This is a genomic window from Oscillospiraceae bacterium (assembly GCA_015068645.1).
Taxonomy (GTDB): domain Bacteria; phylum Bacillota; class Clostridia; order UMGS1840; family UMGS1840; genus SIG452.
Map to the genome: position 1 here is coordinate 54,987 of SVKD01000001.1, position 16,573 is coordinate 71,559.

General features: G+C 37.5%; 17 protein-coding genes. 3 read left to right on the plus strand and 14 right to left on the minus strand.

Annotation, left to right across the window (positions count from 1 at the left end; translation table 11 throughout):
- Positions 1-57: 57 nt before the first annotated feature.
- From mltG to E7413_00290, 5 genes are all read right to left on the minus strand, one after another.
- A complete protein-coding gene (mltG, locus tag E7413_00270; GenBank protein ID MBE7018301.1) occupies positions 58-999 on the minus strand; it encodes an endolytic transglycosylase MltG in 942 nt (313 codons plus the stop codon).
- 107 nt (positions 1,000-1,106) lie between these two features.
- Complete coding sequence (locus E7413_00275; GenBank protein MBE7018302.1) at positions 1,107-1,964, minus strand: CPBP family intramembrane metalloprotease; 858 nt, start codon at positions 1,962-1,964, stop codon at positions 1,107-1,109.
- A 34-nt stretch (positions 1,965-1,998) separates the two neighbouring features.
- The gene (gene rpiB, locus E7413_00280; GenBank protein MBE7018303.1) at positions 1,999-2,454 is read right to left on the minus strand and encodes a ribose 5-phosphate isomerase B; all 456 of its coding nucleotides are present in this window, start codon (positions 2,452-2,454) and stop codon (positions 1,999-2,001) included.
- A complete protein-coding gene (locus E7413_00285; GenBank protein MBE7018304.1) occupies positions 2,448-3,569 on the minus strand; it encodes a glycosyltransferase in 1,122 nt (373 codons plus the stop codon). Before E7413_00285 ends, rpiB begins: the two co-directional genes overlap by 7 nt.
- Positions 3,570-3,591: 22 nt before the next feature.
- Positions 3,592-4,170 carry a flavodoxin family protein gene (locus tag E7413_00290; GenBank protein MBE7018305.1) on the minus strand — a complete coding sequence of 193 codons (579 nt, stop codon included), beginning with the start codon at positions 4,168-4,170 and terminating at the stop codon, positions 3,592-3,594.
- A 210-nt stretch (positions 4,171-4,380) separates the two neighbouring features.
- Here E7413_00290 and galE point away from each other — a divergent pair, with 210 nt between their 5' ends.
- Together galE and E7413_00300 are read left to right on the plus strand one after the other, a co-directional pair.
- The gene (gene galE, locus E7413_00295; GenBank protein MBE7018306.1) at positions 4,381-5,394 is read left to right on the plus strand and encodes a UDP-glucose 4-epimerase GalE; all 1,014 of its coding nucleotides are present in this window, start codon (positions 4,381-4,383) and stop codon (positions 5,392-5,394) included.
- A 48-nt stretch (positions 5,395-5,442) separates the two neighbouring features.
- Positions 5,443-7,239 carry an S-layer homology domain-containing protein gene (locus E7413_00300; GenBank protein MBE7018307.1) on the plus strand — a complete coding sequence of 599 codons (1,797 nt, stop codon included), beginning with the start codon at positions 5,443-5,445 and terminating at the stop codon, positions 7,237-7,239.
- A gap of 133 nt (positions 7,240-7,372) precedes the next feature.
- Here the strand turns inward: E7413_00300 and E7413_00305 are convergent, their stop codons facing one another.
- From E7413_00305 to E7413_00315, 3 genes are all read right to left on the minus strand, one after another.
- Positions 7,373-7,531, minus strand: a complete 159-nt coding sequence (locus tag E7413_00305; protein MBE7018308.1) for a FeoB-associated Cys-rich membrane protein — start codon at positions 7,529-7,531, stop codon at positions 7,373-7,375.
- A 17-nt stretch (positions 7,532-7,548) separates the two neighbouring features.
- Entirely contained in the window at positions 7,549-9,546 is a 1,998-nt protein-coding gene (locus E7413_00310) for a ferrous iron transporter B (GenBank protein ID MBE7018309.1), read from the minus strand.
- Positions 9,547-9,640: 94 nt separating this feature from the next.
- The gene (locus tag E7413_00315; GenBank protein MBE7018310.1) at positions 9,641-9,856 is read right to left on the minus strand and encodes a ferrous iron transport protein A; all 216 of its coding nucleotides are present in this window, start codon (positions 9,854-9,856) and stop codon (positions 9,641-9,643) included.
- 172 nt (positions 9,857-10,028) lie between these two features.
- Between E7413_00315 and E7413_00320 the strand changes: the two genes are divergently transcribed.
- Positions 10,029-10,667, plus strand: coding sequence for a hypothetical protein (locus tag E7413_00320; protein ID MBE7018311.1), 639 nt, complete (start codon positions 10,029-10,031; stop codon positions 10,665-10,667).
- 122 nt (positions 10,668-10,789) lie between these two features.
- Here the strand turns inward: E7413_00320 and E7413_00325 are convergent, their stop codons facing one another.
- The 6 genes from E7413_00325 to E7413_00350 all read right to left on the minus strand — a co-directional run bounded on the left by E7413_00325 (position 10,790) and on the right by E7413_00350 (position 16,536).
- Positions 10,790-11,929, minus strand: a complete 1,140-nt coding sequence (locus tag E7413_00325; GenBank protein ID MBE7018312.1) for an aminotransferase class V-fold PLP-dependent enzyme — start codon at positions 11,927-11,929, stop codon at positions 10,790-10,792.
- Entirely contained in the window at positions 11,913-12,179 is a 267-nt protein-coding gene (locus tag E7413_00330) for a DUF3343 domain-containing protein (GenBank protein MBE7018313.1), read from the minus strand. The genes E7413_00325 and E7413_00330 overlap by 17 nt, the downstream gene beginning before the upstream one ends.
- A gap of 97 nt (positions 12,180-12,276) precedes the next feature.
- Complete coding sequence (locus E7413_00335) at positions 12,277-13,017, minus strand: tRNA 2-thiocytidine biosynthesis protein TtcA (GenBank protein ID MBE7018314.1); 741 nt, start codon at positions 13,015-13,017, stop codon at positions 12,277-12,279.
- Entirely contained in the window at positions 12,980-13,969 is a 990-nt protein-coding gene (locus tag E7413_00340; protein ID MBE7018315.1) for a hypothetical protein, read from the minus strand. The genes E7413_00335 and E7413_00340 overlap by 38 nt, the downstream gene beginning before the upstream one ends.
- Entirely contained in the window at positions 13,969-14,364 is a 396-nt protein-coding gene (locus tag E7413_00345) for a Mini-ribonuclease 3 (GenBank protein ID MBE7018316.1), read from the minus strand. Before E7413_00345 ends, E7413_00340 begins: the two co-directional genes overlap by 1 nt.
- Positions 14,365-14,385: 21 nt before the next feature.
- Positions 14,386-16,536 (minus strand): RNA-binding transcriptional accessory protein, encoded by a 2,151-nt coding sequence (locus E7413_00350; GenBank protein MBE7018317.1) that lies wholly within the window; start codon positions 16,534-16,536, stop codon positions 14,386-14,388.
- Positions 16,537-16,573: the final 37 nt, after the last annotated feature.

Genomic DNA, 16,573 nt, shown 5'->3' on the forward strand with positions numbered 1-16,573 from the left:
AAAAAACTCCTGCAAACCAATTTAGTTGCAGGAGTTTTTTGTGGTTTTGTTCGGATTTTATCGGGTTAAACCAAACTGTTGAATGAGAGAAATATGTTCCTGATAGGATTTAGAATAATGATTTTCTCCATTTTGATCGGTGAAAAAATATAGATAATCGGTTTCGGTTGGATTAAGAACGGCGTTAATGGCTCTCATACCGGGAGCCGAAATCGGTGTTGGCGGAAGCCCTGCTTTTTGATAGGTGTTATAAGGAGACTCAATATGAGTATCTTCTACCGATAAAACAGGTTTTCTTTCATGCAAAATAAATTGAACGGTTGCACAGGATTCTAAGGGCTTTTTATTTTCCAATCTGTTTAAGAAGACAGCAGCTACAATGGGGAAATCTTCTGCTTCGCGTGCTTCTCGTTCCACAATAGAAGATAAAATGATAACTTCTTCAACATCCATATCTAATGATTTTGCTTTTTTGTCAAGTTCGTCTGTCCATTTTGATTTAAAGTTGTCGGTCATCTTTTGGATAATTGATTCACAAGATACATTTTGTTTGAATTCGTATGTATCGGGAAATAAAAATCCTGCTAACATATCTTTTCCGGATACGGTAACATCTTGATTGAGCGTTAAAGTGAATTCATCCAAAGCTGTGTAGAATTCATCTTCATTGGAAATCAATTTCTTTTCTAATAAGCGCTGGGCAATTTCCCGAAGTTCAAATCCTTCCGGAATAGTTACCGTGATTGTATCTGATTGAGGCTTTGCAATTGCTTTCACAATTTCTTTGTAGGAGCTATTCTTTGAAACTTTGATGTCACCGGGATGAATTGTGACATCCGATTTAGATATTTTATAATAAAGTTTGAAAAAATTTTGATTTAAAATAACATCGGACTTTTCAAGTTTTTCACAAACAACGGTTACATTATCGTTTTCAGATATGGCTATGGTAACCGAATCCGAAGAACCGGACCAACCGAACATGTCAAAACAAAACATAACTACGGTAAGGATTACCACAAAAATAACTAATTTTATAATTTTTTTAATTTTTTTTCTTCTTCTGATTTTTTTTATTCTACTGCTAGTAGGTCTGTGTGGTGTTTTCACAATCGGTTAACCCCCAATGTTACAAAGAGTATGCAGAAAACGTAAAATAACGGATTCATTAAAAGTGATCTGATATATCGAATAAAAGGTTTAGAATTTATGAAACTGTGTTCAGATAGTTCTTTTTTCTTTGGAAAAATTTTAATAAAGATAATGAAAGAGAGAAAAACCCAAAAGGGAAGAGAAAGAGAAAAAATACGTTTCAATTTTGGATATTTTAATAGGATATTTAACACACAGGCTGAAAAGTTCGCAAAAAAATGAGCTGTGATGCAAAGGATTAACGGTGCTCCCGTGATACGCACAATACCTAAAAAGCATCCGATAAACAAGGTTGCAGGGACATTATAAAAGTCAATGTGAGCCATCGAGAAGAACAGTGCGGAAAATAAAATAGCTGCAATCGAAGATTTTTTTTTGATTTCAAGGAAAATCATTCGTCTGAAGAGAACTTCTTCAAACACAGCTGGAACCAAGCAAACAACCACACTTTGTATCATAAATTGTAAAAAAGTTTTCGCGATTGGTAAAGCTGAAGGTGGAGAGCATCCGAGTTTACGCAAAAGTACATTAAGCGGTAAATTCAAAGCCACTCCTATCAATTGCAATAGAATTCCGATAACAGCAAAATGTAAAATTTCAGAGAAATTAACACCCGTGTATTCTTCTTTTGGGAGATACCTTTTTTTGCGAAACAATAAATATGTGGGTAAAAACACAGAACAAATTTGCTGTAATAATAAAAATCCATGTATTGCGGTAAAAGAATGTTGTATTGCAATAAATTCTTTTCCTAAAAAAGATAATCCCAGTTGAATTAATGGTATCAGAATTAAAATAATCAGGTAACGCAATATTTTTCTCCTCTATGTAAATAAAAACATAACATTATGGTTCCAATATTTGTCCGTCTTCAATGGCTGAAATCATATTGACCCGTCTTTCGTGACGTTCTCCCTGAAATTCAGCATCCAGCCAATGTTTTACAATCATTTTTGCAAGTTCGGGGCCAACAACACGAGCTCCCATTGCTAAAATGTTTGCATTATTATGTTCTTTGGCTAATTGTGCAGAATAGGGTTCTGTGCATACAACTGCACGGATTCCCTTTACTTTATTGGCTGCAATAGAAATACCAACACCGGTTCCGCACAATAAAATTCCGCGGTCGCATTCACCATTGGCGATTGCTAATGCTACTTTTTGAGCATAAACAGGATAATCTGCACGGTCTGAGGAATACGCCCCATAATCCTTATATTCTAGCTTGTATTCTTTTAAAACTTCCAATACAGCTTCCTTTAATTCAAATCCAACATGATCGTTGCCAATTGCTATCATAATTTGTTCTCCTTTTTTTCTGCAAGTTTAAAAATATGGTTACATAGTTGTTCGGTAGAGTTCGGTTTTTTAATCAAACGGATATTATGAAGCATCGTTTCAATTTTTTGTTCATTCATAAACAGCTGTGCGATAATTTCATCTACAGGGATGATTTTTGAAATTTTCATACAGGCGCCGAAATTCAGCAAAAAGTCAAGGTTTCTTTCTTCCTGACCCGGAATGGGTTTAAAGATTGCCATAGGAAGTTCTTTTGCCAAGGCTTCTGAAACTGTAAGACCGCCCGGTTTTGTGATGATGCAATCCGATGCATCCATCAAACAGTCCACATTATCAACAAAGCCAAAATTGTAAACTTTATGTTTATATTTTGCTTTATCAATTTTTTTCTTGAGCTTTTTATTATTGCCGCAAACAGTGATTATTTGAAAATCTTGTTCAACGGAATCAATATTTTTAATCATTTTGGATATATTTCCGTACCCCATACTGCCGCTCATCACCAAGATTGTGGAAATATTATCAAATTTTAATTGTGCTCTGATTTCTTTTTTATTATTTTTGATTCGAAATTTTTCATAAATGGGAATACCGTAGGGAAGAAGTTGTTCCTTGCGGAATCCTTTTTTTAGCATAGACGGAATCAGATATTCGTTGGGCAGGACATAAAAATCTAAATCTGTCAGTTCCCAGTGAGGATGTACTTTAAAATCGGTAACAACTCCAATGGTATGATATGCTTTATCATGTTCTTTCAGATAGGTCATCATCAGTGCCGCATATACATGGGTGCAGACAACCACATCCGGTTTACACTCATCCAGGAAACTGCTCATTTTTTTGTAAAAAATTGAATTTGTAAATTGCAAAAGGGCAGTGCTGGATGTTTTACTTTCCATTTTTTCTGCAAGACGATAAAATTTTCCGTATAATTTTGGGGAATACTTTGTAGATAACAGATATCCGTGAGCCAAGGTTTCTTTCATAGCCGGACTTAAATATTCATAACAATCCAGTTGTTCCACCTGATGACCTGCTTGCTCCATATAAGTTGTAATAGCATTTCCGGTTTGATGGTGTCCTTGACCGGTAGTGATGGATAAAATCAAAAGCTTCATAACATACTCCGTTTTAAAAAATTTACTTTAAAACTTCCCGACACATTCTTTTTGCCAAAACAGGAATTCTTGCCAATGCATACTGATCTTCGCAGGAAGGACGTTGGGCACTTAATCCAAAATGTCCGCAGCCGGTTTCATCTGCGTCAGTAACAATGGAAAACCCTAAAACCATACAACAATCCTGAATAGCTCGTATGGTTGATTGTTGTCCCCCGTATTTTGTGGCACCAACACTTACTGCACAGGCAGGTTTTCCCATAAATGCTTTTTTTGCGCGAGCATCTCTGGTCTTATCAAAAAAACATTTCAGCTGAGCGCTCATTGTGCCGAAATAAACGGGACTTGCAAAAATAACACCATCAGCATCCATTGTTTTGTTCATTGCTTCTTCAAAAGAGGTTCCTAAATAGCAGGAGCGATTGCAAGGAGAAGAACAACAAATACAGTAGGGAAGGTTTAGTTTTCCTAATTCTTCCCCAATATGTATTATTTCATAAGAAACGTTCTGTTTTTTGATTTCTTCACCCAGCAAAGATAGAAGATGCGCGGTGTTTCCATTCATATTCGGGCTTGCATTAATCGCAATAATTTTTTTCACAGTAACACTGTCCTTTCTGATTTTTTCATAAAAAGCAGGGATGCTTTTTATGAAATCTATGCACAAAGATTTTATCTTAATTCTCTTATATTGCAATTATATAACAATTTGATTAAAAAGTAAAGTTTTTTTCCGATTTTTATTTACATTTGGTAAAGTTAGTGATATAATGGATTTGTAAAAAGCTACACACATATTAGGGAGGTACCTATGAAAATCTTAGTAACCGGCGGAGCCGGATATATTGGAAGCCACACTGTTTTACTTCTACTGGAAAATGGCTACGATGTTGTGGTGGTGGATAACTTATGCAACAGTAGTTTTGAATCTTTGAAAAGGGTTATGGAATTAACCGGAAAATCCTTAGACTTTTATGAATGTGATATTAATGATTACGATCAGTTGGATGATATTTTTTCCAAACACGAAATTTCTTCTGTCATTCATTTTGCAGGCTTAAAAGCGGTAGGGGAATCAGTTTCCATTCCGCTTCGCTATTACGAAAACAATTTAACCGGCACATTCACATTGCTGGAAGTTATGATAAAACACAACGTGAAGAAAATGGTATTCTCGTCTTCGGCAACTGTTTACGGTGATCCCGCTAAAGTTCCGATTACTGAAGATATGCCTAATTCTGCAACCAATCCGTATGGCAGAACAAAATTATTCTTAGAGCAGATTTTATCCGATGTTTATGTATCGGATCCTGAATTTTCTATTTCTTTGCTTCGTTATTTTAATCCCGTTGGTGCACATCACAGTGGTAGAATCGGAGAAAATCCCAAAGGAATCCCTAACAACTTAATGCCGTATATTACTCAGGTTGCTTCCGGCAAATTAAAAGAACTGAGCGTGTTTGGCGGCGACTATAATACTCACGACGGTACAGGCGTGAGAGACTTTATCCACGTTATGGATTTGTCTATGGGACATTTAAAAGCAATTGAATATATTCAGAATAAAAAAGGTGTTTTTGTACATAATTTGGGCACCGGTACCGGATATAGTGTCCTGGATATTATTAAAGCTTTTGAAGAAGCAAATGGTATTAAAATTGCGCATAAAATTGTTGACCGTCGACCCGGTGACATTGCAGAATGTTATGCTGATCCCACAAAAGCAAGAGAAGAATTAGGTTGGGAAGCAACCAAAGACATTGTGGATATGTGTCGAGATGCGTGGAATTGGCAAAAGCAAAATCCCAATGGATTTGAAGGCTAAATTTATTTGTTAAAAAATCAAAAATAAATTTTTTGGAGGGTTTTTACCATGATCAAGAAAATTTTATCTTTCGTTCTCTGCTTCATGATGCTGGCGAGCACGATGGTTATGGGAGCATCTTTCACAGATGTTACCGAGGAAAGCCATGGCTGGGCATATGCAGCGATTTACGATATGGCACAGAAGGGAATTATCAACGGTATTTCCGAAACAGAGTTTGCTCCCGATGTTGATGTTACAAAAGTGCAATCGATGCTGTTGATTGCAAGAATTTTAGGATTCAATACAACTGCTGTAAAAGACAATATCAATAGCATCTATTCTGTATATGAAGAAGACTTGGCTGAACTGGATACCATTTACGGAAAAGAATTGGCGTTTTTAGTATTCCGCGGTGTATTCACCATTGATGAAATCATTGACACGGATTTAGACGCACCTTTAAGCCGTGAAGAAGCTGCTCTTTATATTACAAAAGCTGCAGACGGCGTAGAAGATATGAATAATATCGACGTAGTGGAAGACCTGTATGCAGACGACGCGGAAATTGCCAACAAATATAAAAAAGCAGTATACTTTGTACGTAGCACCGCATTAATGAATGGTACCGGAGAAAATAAATTTTCTCCTAAATCTAATGTTACCCGCGCACAGATGGCAACTTTATTATACCGTATGATGGATAGCATTGATGTTACTTTGGTAAAAGGTACCATTGATAGTGTAAACGTTGCGGAAGATACTGCTAAAATCTATGTAGCATCCAAAACTTATGACATCGAATCCGATGTCATAATCAGAAATCGCGGTATTGAAATCTCTCCCATGGATTTATATGCTGACGTTGCCGCTGTAGTATCTATGGTGGACGACAAAATTGTTACCATTGATACCTTTTTTGAAGTTCCTGAAATCACCGATACTGTTGATGGCGAAGTGAAATTTGTAAATGCTGCACGGAGCTCCTTACAGCTGAAAAATCCTGACACCGGCGTGCTGACTACTTACGAACTTTCCGGCAGATCTAAAATCATTGTAAATGGTGCAAACGGAACTTTATCCAACGTAAGAAACGGAGATTACGCTGTTTTAGATTTAAATCAATACAATAAAATTGTGAACTTGACTATTTCTGATTCTGTTTCTAAAATTTCTGATGTAACCATCGCTGATATTATTATCGAAGATACTCACGTTATTTTAGAGTTGGAAAACGCTTCCGGTAAAACCTCTCAGCATACCATTAATGCAGATAATATTTCTATCAAAAAGAACGGCGTAAAAACTGATTTCTCTGCACTCGGCATTGGTGATAAAATTTCTACCGTAAATTTAAAATACAACAGAATCACCGAAATCGAAGCATTTTCTGAAATCAAATCCACTACCGGAACTATTTCTGAAATTGTAATTTCTGCAGATTCCAGCGTTACCTTGATGAATGGTAATGTTCCCAGTACCTTTAAAATCAGTAAAGATACTAAATTCTATGTATTTGGCGAATTAAAAACCATTTATGATTTAAGACTTGCTCAATATGCAAAAGTTACTTTAGACGGCGTAACCGTATCTAAGATTGAGGTTTCCACTCAGACTCAGAATGCAAATGCAACCGGTATCGTTCAGTCTGTTAACACAACTGCAAACTTAGTAACTGTTATCAATTTGGATGGTTCTACTTCCGTAATTTATGTAAGTCCCAGCAAAACTAAAATTATTGATAACGGTTCTACCAGCACACTCTCTAAATCCATTAAAGACATTAAAGCAGGTGACGATATTACCTGTATCGGTGTTCTGACTAACGGTGTGTTTGAAGCACAAACTATCGTTATTATTAAGTAATAAACCTTTTTCATAAAAAATACCGAGACTGGCAAAAGTCTCGGTATTTTTTTTTATTGTGAATACAACAAGGTTCCGGGGCATCCGACCGCAATCTTTGATTGCGTCATCGGGTCGGGTTCTTATTTGCTTTTTAAAATGGATTCTTACAACGCTGGTTTTCCTGACAGTGTTCACATCCACCACTAGGACAACCAATACATTTTGTGCCTTTTTTACGGTTTCTTATAAGATACCAGATTGCATTTCCAAGCACAATCACGATAATTCCGATTGTAATTACATTTTTCATAGCAATCTTTATCCTTTCTAAACGGTTTGTTTCACACGTTTTTCTTCCTGAAGTTTATGGTTGGTACGTACAATAAGTCCAATCACAATAAGCACCATTACCAACACTGCCAGCAATCCGGGAATAAAAGCTTCGCCCATATGTCCGGTAGTAAATAAAGTTCCCAGCTGATATACTAAAAATGCCATAGTGTATCCGGTACCAAGTTGCAATGCCAAACCACCGAACAACCATTTTTTGCTTTTTAGTTCTGCATTCATCGCACCGATTGCAGCAAAACAGGGAGGCGTGAATAAGTTGAATACTAAGCAGGCGAGTCCTGCAGCAGCAGTAATTCCTAACACACCTGCAATATTTGCTGCGGACCCTTCTACCATTGTCAATTCTTCGGTATTGATAAAATTGGAAATGCCATATACGGATGCTAAGGTTCCTACCACGTTTTCTTTTGCGATAAAGCCGGTCACAGACGCAGCTGCCATTTGCCATACACCAAATCCCAGGGGAATTAACAAAAAGGCAATGGGAGAAGAAATAGATGCCAATATAGAGGAATTCACATCATCAGTGGGTTGTAAATTCCATCCGTATCCTTGCATAATGGTAACCAGAGCATTACATACTAAAATAATGGTTCCTGCTTTCACAATATATGCCCAACCACGTGAACACATGGAAAGAAATGCACGTTTCACAGAAGGTGCCTTATATTCCGGTAACTCAATCATGAAAAATGATTTTTTCACCCGGTAACCAACAATTTTATTCACCAGAAGTGCACCCAGGAAGATTAACAGAATTCCAACAAAGTACATAATTGTCCCAATCCAGGGGTTATCTCCAAAAAATACGCCTGCAAATAATGCGATAACGGGAAGTTTTGCACCGCAGGGCATAAAGGGGGCGAGCATTGCAGTTGCCCGTCTTTCTCTTTCATTACGGATGGTACGGCAAGCCATAATTCCCGGAATCGCACAACCGGTTCCGATGACAAAGGGAATGACGGATTTTCCGGAAAGTCCCACTTTTTTAAAGATGGGATCCAGCACAACTGTTGCTCTTGCCATATAACCGCAATCTTCTAATAGCGCAATTAAGAAATACATCACCATAACTAAAGGTAAAAATCCAACAACTGCACTAAAACCGCCAACGATTCCGTCCACAACAACTGTTTGCAGAATCGGCGCAGTGCCTTCCATCCAGCCTGCAACAAGCTCCCCGAAACTGTCAATAGCAGGACATAAAATTTCGTCTGCCAGCCAGGGACCAAGCCACGCCTGAGATACAAAGAATACAAACCACATCACAACGGCAAAAATAGGGAGACCAACCCATTTATTTGTGATAATATCGTCAATCTTATCGCTGATGGTGGAATCCATACTCCGGATTTTTCTGCTTTCCACAGCGGACACAATTAAATTGACAAACCGAAAACGCTTTTTATCAGCATCTCTCACTGCCTTTTTATCAGAAAAATCAATGCGTTCCTGTGAGTAGGGAGCTTTCTGGGGTTGTCCAACCTGATTAACCGCAGCCAAAATCAGTTGATCCAGACCTTCTGATGTGGTTGAGGTTGTTTCCACCACAGGGCAGTTTAATTGTTTGGATAACTCTTCCACATTGATAACAGTCTGTTTTTTCTCATTGATATCACTTTTGTTTAGTGCGATTACTGTCGGAATTCCCAGTTCAAGCAACTGGGTTGTGAAAAATAAACTACGACTCAGATTGGTTGCATCCACAATATTAATTAAAACATCCGGATTTTCTTTTTGCACATAGTCTCTTGTAATAGATTCTTCGGATGTAAAAGGGGACATGGAATATGCGCCGGGTAAATCTACGGCAACAAGATCCATTCCGTTCGGACAATATGTTTTTTTGATACGATGTTCCTTTTTGTCCACTGTAACGCCTGCCCAGTTTCCTACCTTTTCGTTTTGACCGGTCAGTGCATTATACATTGTTGTTTTTCCGGAATTCGGATTTCCGGCAAATGCAATTTTCATTAGAATACTCCTTATATATATGATAATTTTAATCAGTTTTATGTATTGGTTAGTTGCAACTAACCAACCGGTAAAAATATATTCAATAAAAAATTTATAAAATTAAAATTGCCTGAGCCAACTGCTCATCCAGATGGTATCGGCTATCTTTAATGGCAACAGTACATCCTTTTTTCTTCTGAGAGATTACCGTGATTTTTTCACCTGCATAACAACCAAGGGAAAATAAAAACGCATCTAATTCTTCATCATCCGTGCAAATTTCCAAAATGGTATATTCTTTTGATTCTAACGCTTCTTTTAAATTCACGTTGTTGCCCTCCTATTCTACTGATTTTTCTGGTTAGTCTCAACTAACCGTTAGTTAGTCTACCATAACTGTAAAAAAATGTCAAGCTTTTTTATGAAAAAAACATAAAATTTTAAAAGTTGATTGTATTGACTGTGATAGATGTTTATGCTATACTGAAGAAAAATTAAGAATGAAAATTCAGGAGCTATTTATGAAAACATATCAGATAAAAAAAGCCAAGTTGGCTGATTTACCCATTGAAAGCGAAGTATGGCAAGCTGCCAATAAAGGTTCTATTGATTTGTATCCATGGGAAGGGTATCAGCAAAATGCGCCTGTTACCAATTTTTATATGTTATATGATGAAAACGGTATCGGTATGAAATTTTTCACAAACGAAACAAATCCCGTGGGAAATGCCGTTGGGATGAATACGGATGTGTATACTGACAGTTGTGTGGAAATCTTTTTAAATGCAAATCCAAAAGCAACCGATAAATATTTGAATTTTGAATTAAGTGTAACCGGATATATGCATTTAGGATTAGGTTCGGGTCGTTTTGACCGCGAACTTCAGTATATTGATTTTTCAATGCTTAAAATTGAAACCCGTATATTAGAGGAAAATAAAGGTTGGGAAGCAAAGTTCTACATTCCATTTTCTCTATTAAAAGAATATTATCCTGAAATTTCGTCTGTCTGGAGTGGAAATTTTCAAAAATTATGTGAAGATACCGATGTTCCGCATTTAGGATGTTGGAATTTAATTGGTACCGAAAAACCTGATTTTCATCGTCCTGAATTTTTTGGGGAAATTACTTTGGAATGATAAATGAAAAGGATTTAATTTTTTAACATTTTAGAATCATAAATTCGTTATTGTAGAGATAAAAAATTCCTTTTTCAAAAAAATACTCTCACTTTCGTGAGAGTATTTTTTTGTATCTAAAATCAAAGAGCGTAATTTTTAGAGATTCGATAAATTGCATCGATAAATTTTCTGATTTCTTTTTTAGTGGTGCAATATCCGGGACTGATTCTGACGGTGCCTTGGGCATTTGTTCCAAGTTCTCGATGCATTAGAGGAGCACAGTGAAAACCGCCTCTGGTGCTGATACCATATTCTTTGGAAAGCAGGGAAGCCACTTCTTCTGAATAAAGAGAACCGATATTAAAAGACAAAATTCCTACATAATCTGAAAAATTGCCGCCGTGATACAATTTTATGGTAGGAATTTGCCGTAACTTTTCATAGACAAGCTTGCATAATTCCCGTTTATGAGAAAGAAGTTTGGCAGGAGTTTCTTGTAAAACAAACTGAATTCCTTCTCCCAATCCTAAAATACCGGGAGTGTTCAAAGTTCCCACCTCAAATTGGTCGGGTAAAAAATCAGGCTGATGAAAATCGTTTGACAGACTTCCTGTTCCGCCTTCTAACACAGGAGAAAGGGAAATATCCTCCGAAACATACAGAACTCCTGTTCCTTGAGGTCCGAGCAATGATTTATGTCCGCTGAAGACCGCCATTGTGTGATTCATTTTGCTTAAATTCACATCAATATTTCCGATTGCCTGAGAAAAATCAAATAGCAGCGTCCAACCCGATTGGTTGGCTTTCTGATAAATTTCCCGATAGGGAAGTATTCGTCCTGTTACATTGGATGCCACATTTACAATCAGCAATCCCTGATAGGGAATTTCGCATTTCGGTAATTTCCTAAAATCCGGTGTGTTGTCTTTTTGGCTCGGTAAAAGTGTGAGCCGATATTTTGAGTTGGAACATAATTGCCGTAACACTGAATTGTGTTCTGTTGCAGTGGTTACAACCTCTCCACCATCCGGCAAAAAGCCTTTTAGAGCAAAATTCAGTCCGTAACTGGCATTCATGGTAAACACAATATTTTCAACATTGAAAATCCCAAGTAATTTTCCGATGTTTTCGCGGACAGATAAAATTTTATCGGCATAATAAAAGGAAAGCCGGGAAGAATTTCTGCCCACATTCACCGAATGAGACAGGGCATTCCACACTGCTTTTTTCACAGCAAAGGGCTTCGGATGGCTGGTTGCTGCATTATCCAGGTAAATCATCGGTTAATTCCTCATATCGACCGTTTGGTTTCAGACGGTAAATCCCCAAAAAACCTTGTTTTCTGTTTTTTGTTAAATGCAGAATTTCTTTTAACTGTTCTTCAGAAAATGAAAGGGCGTAAGAACAGCCGCCTAAGAGATTTTTTGGTGTTTTGATTATTTCGGGTTTGTTTGCTGACCAGAATCGGTTTCGAATTTGTCCTGCATAAGATAAGGACTTAAATACTGCAAGATATTGAGAAGTTTTCATTTTGATTCCTTCTTTTTTTCAATATAAAAAATCCCCCTTACCATTCTATGTTTTCTAATAAGAATCGTGAGAGGGTTTTTTGTTCTCTTTTTTTAGATTATTTCGATTTTTTTCGGGGCGTTCTTTCATCCGTAAAACCGGATAGTTTTGCACGGCATAAACCACCAAATACTTTCTCTTTTAAATCAGGATAATCTTTTCGCAAATCATAAATCAAATCCTTAATTTCCTGACGTTTGCTTTCCCCGTCATTGGGGCAGGGATTTTTAAACACAGGCAATTCCAGTCGTTCTGCGGTGGATTTGATTTCTGCTTCGGGAGCAAAAATTAACGGTCTTATCTGAGTGATATCCCGTCTGCTTAAGTAGGTAACAGGGGAGAAGCAACCGATATTCCCTTCATAAAAGAGCTTCATAAAAAAGGTTTCCACCACATCGTCATAGTGATGCCCTAATGCCACTTTGTTGCATCCTAACTGTTTTGCATAATCCATAAGTGCTCCTTTTCGAAGCTTGGCGCATAAGGAACATGGATTTTCTTCTTTTCTGATATCAAACACAATTTCTTTGATTTGTGTTTTGATGACGTGATAGTGGATACCGTGTTTTTCTGCTAGCTTTTGGATTTCAGCAGTTTCTAAGGGAATATCAAAACCTAAATCCACAGTGATTCCCATCAGCTGAAAGGGTACGGGATAAAACCGTTTTAACTGAATCATCGCCTGAAATAAAACAATAGAGTCTTTTCCACCTGATATTCCAACGGCAATTACGTCGTTTTCTGCGATCATATGATAATCGTCAATCGCTCGTCGCAAGTAACTGAGCATCTTTCTCATAAGGTGCAATCCTTTCTGTGTATTCATCCGGTTCATATAATTTATAACCGGAATAGCTATCATAAGATATAGTCATTTTATAACCATAATTTGGCAGATAATAGGTTTTCACTTCACAACCTGCGTGTTTGGCAAGTAATTTCTTTCGGTCTTTGGAAAAATCGGTCAGCTCTCGGGAGAATTCTGCTTTGTCATCGGTGGAAAGCACTGTAAACTCTGCGGTGGCTGTATCATTTGCTTGTATCAATCGGACAATAATTTTGGTATTGTTGTTTGCTTGAAAGGGTTGGAAGAATATATCCAGTAAATCAATCAACTTTTCACGGCTACCCAGTACAAAAGCTGATTTGAATTCGTGATAAGTAATCCAGATATTATCAGGATATTTCGCTTCATATTCTTCTAAATAGCTTCGTACTACCAAAGAAAAATTAAATGATTCATGATGATATTTTTCTTTGGGGTCACTTTGCACAATTTGTGCCACACAATCGTCAATTTTTCGGTACAACTCTGAAAAAGCTTTTTTTAATCGTTTAATTTGTGTTAAATTTCTGGTGGTTTTCATTTCATCAATCAGCTCGTAAATCGCCTGATTGTCTTCTTGTAATATGGTTTCCATTATTGATTCTTTGCGAAGGGGCAACACATCTGAATTGGTATGATTAAGGTTTTCATTGGTATAGATTAAAATGGTTTCTGTTTTCTGGAATTTTATTCTGGACACTCTTGCAGAGAATAAGGAACCTGTGGATTTACAGCATAGATTGACTGTAGATTTTTTATTAGGTTCCAATTTTGAGAGTTGCTCAATCGATTCTTTGATCAAGATTTCTTCCATCCGTTTTCCCGACAAGGCAGGGAGAGCAGTATCAAATAAGCAACGGGTAGGACTTTGTGCATAAACCAGAGTGCCGTTATTAAAAACAAGCAGTGTGTATTCCTTTTCCATTATGCTTCTCCTATTAGTTCTCTTGCAATTTGATAAGATTGTTCCATCAGCTCGTTTAAACGCGTCTGATCTTTAGAAAGATATAAATAACCGAATAATGCTTCTAAGCCCGTCGCATTATGATATTCTTTAAAATCGGCATTTTTCGCTTTGGTGTTTACTTTGGTATTTCGGCCTCGTTTAAAAATATCGGTTTCATCATCAGTAAGGCTATTTAGTAACACTTCTACAATCTGACTTTGTGCCTTTGCGCTGACAAAGTTTTTCGCCTCTTTATGTAAACGATTTACTTTTTTGTCACCATTTTCGGTTAATTTAGTGCGGATAAACACTTCATAAATTGCATCTCCTACATAGGCAAGAGTTAAAGAAGAATAAGACTGATAAGGATTCATATAAAATAAATTTCCTTTCCGTTATTGGGGTTTCTTTTTTAAAGTAAGCGCAATTCTGTTTTTGGATAAATCTACCGAGAGTACTGTTGCGGTAACTACCTGACCGACTGATAACATTTCCGAAGGATGACGAATAAATTTATCGGAAATCTGAGAAATATGTACCAATCCGTCGTGATGCACACCTAAATCAATAAATGCACCGAAGTCAACCACGTTACGAACGGTACCGGTTACTTCCATTCCTTCCTTCAAATCCTTGATATCCAGGATATCTTTACGAAGAAGGGGAGGCGGTAATTCGTCACGGATATCGCGTCCGGGTTTTGCCAGTTCTTTTACAATATCCTTTAGGGTCGGAAGACCAATGTTTAATTCTTCTGCCAATGTTTTTGCAACATAGCCATCAATCTTAACGGAGAGCTCTCCCATATTTCCTTTTGCCACATCGGTTAAGTCGTAAGAAAAACGGCTTAAAATTTCTTTGCAGGCATCGTAGGTTTCGGGATGCACGCCTGTATTATCCAGCACATTTTTGCCGTCAGGGATTCGTAAGAAACCTGCACACTGGGTGTATGCTTTCGGACCGAGTTTGGGAACCTTCAAAAGCTGAGAGCGGGAATTGAAAGCTCCGTTTTCCTCACGGTATTTTACAATGTTTCCTGCGACGGATGCACTAAGTCCTGCCACATATTCCAATAAGGACGGGGAAGCAGTATTTAAGTCTACACCAACTTTATTTACGCAGTCCTCTACGACGCCAAGCAACGCCTCAGATAGTCGTTTTTGCGGCATATCATGCTGATACTGCCCTACGCCGATTGCTTTGGGGTCAATTTTTACCAGTTCGGATAACGGATCCTGCAGACGTCTGCCGATAGATACCGCACTTCTTAAGGAAACATCAAATTCAGGGAATTCCTGAGCACCTAATTTGGATGCAGAGTACACGGAAGCTCCTGCTTCGGATACCACCATATAGGATAGAGGACGCTCAATTTCAGAAATCAGTTCTGCAATAAATAATTCGGATTCTTTGGAAGCAGTACCATTTCCGATAGAAATAATTTCAACTTGATGTTTTTCAATCAGTTTCTTTAATGTGATTTTTGCTTCTGCAATTTTATTTTGGGGTGGAGTGGGATAGATCACCGTGGTATCCAGCACTTTTCCTGTTTGGTCACAGACAGCAATTTTGCAGCCGGTACGGTATGCAGGGTCCACCGCTAACACCACTTTTCCTTTAATTGGCGGTTGCATGAGCAGTGCTTTTAAATTGAGACCGAAAATCTTAATTGCCTGCTCGGATGCCATATCGGTTAACAGAGAACGCACTTCACGTTCTAAAGAGGGGTGTATCAGACGTTTATAAGCATCTGCAATGGCATCTTTTACATAGCTTGTCCAAATGCATTCATATTTTAAATATTCGTCTTCCAATACTTTCAGACAGCTTTCTTCATCAATTACTACAGATACTTTCAGCATATCTTCTTTTTCACCGCGGTTAATGGCAAGAATGCGGTGAGAGGGAATTTTATGCACGGGTTCGGAATATTCATAGTACATCTGATAAACCGATTCTGCATCTTCTTCTTTTGCAACAGTGCTGATAAGTCCGGATTTATTGTAAATTTTACGAATTTTATCACGGCAAGCAGGATTATCACTCACGTCCTCTGCTAAAATATCCATAGCACCCTGCAAAGCATCTTCCGGAGTTTCTACCGATTCTGTTACAAATTCTTTGGCAATTTCCAAAACGTCTCCGGTTTTATCTTCTTGCGCAATCATACGTTCATACAGCGGAGTAAGTCCTTTTTCTTTCGCCATAGAAGCACGTGTTTTCTTTTTCTGTTTGAACGGACGGTAAATATCCTCCAGTCTTGCCAGAGTTGTAGCCGCTTCGATATCTTTTAAGATTTCGTCGGTCATTTTTTCCTGCTCGGTGATGGAATTGATAATTTCCTGCTTTCTTTCTTCTAAATTTCGAAGATAAGTAAGTCTGTCAAAAATGTCACGCAATACCTGGTCATCGCAGGAATTAGTTAATTCTTTTCGGTAACGGGCAATAAAAGGAATGGTATTTTTTTCGTCAATCAAATTAACAATATTCTGTATGTATTTTTCCTGAATGGAAAATTCTTGGGATAACATTTGGATGATGTTCATAATCTCGGGCTCCTTACAATAATCTTACCTTTTATTT

Coding starts and splice junctions, on each gene's coding strand:
- E7413_00330 (MBE7018313.1), bottom strand. CDS start 12,179: ATGAAAACTTCTCAATATCTTGCAGTATTTAAGTCCTTATCTTATGCA.
- E7413_00325 (MBE7018312.1), bottom strand. CDS start 11,929: ATGATTTACCTGGATAATGCAGCAACCAGCCATCCGAAGCCCTTTGCT.
- E7413_00305 (MBE7018308.1), bottom strand. CDS start 7,531: ATGAAAAATGTAATTACAATCGGAATTATCGTGATTGTGCTTGGAAAT.
- E7413_00300 (MBE7018307.1), top strand. CDS start 5,443: ATGATCAAGAAAATTTTATCTTTCGTTCTCTGCTTCATGATGCTGGCG.
- E7413_00335 (MBE7018314.1), bottom strand. CDS start 13,017: ATGAGAAAGATGCTCAGTTACTTGCGACGAGCGATTGACGATTATCAT.
- E7413_00285 (MBE7018304.1), bottom strand. CDS start 3,569: ATGAAGCTTTTGATTTTATCCATCACTACCGGTCAAGGACACCATCAA.
- E7413_00320 (MBE7018311.1), top strand. CDS start 10,029: ATGAAAATTCAGGAGCTATTTATGAAAACATATCAGATAAAAAAAGCC.
- E7413_00340 (MBE7018315.1), bottom strand. CDS start 13,969: ATGGAAAAGGAATACACACTGCTTGTTTTTAATAACGGCACTCTGGTT.
- mltG (MBE7018301.1), bottom strand. CDS start 999: ATGTTTTGTTTTGACATGTTCGGTTGGTCCGGTTCTTCGGATTCGGTT.
- E7413_00310 (MBE7018309.1), bottom strand. CDS start 9,546: ATGAAAATTGCATTTGCCGGAAATCCGAATTCCGGAAAAACAACAATG.
- E7413_00345 (MBE7018316.1), bottom strand. CDS start 14,364: ATGAATCCTTATCAGTCTTATTCTTCTTTAACTCTTGCCTATGTAGGA.
- E7413_00350 (MBE7018317.1), bottom strand. CDS start 16,536: ATGAACATCATCCAAATGTTATCCCAAGAATTTTCCATTCAGGAAAAA.
- galE (MBE7018306.1), top strand. CDS start 4,381: ATGAAAATCTTAGTAACCGGCGGAGCCGGATATATTGGAAGCCACACT.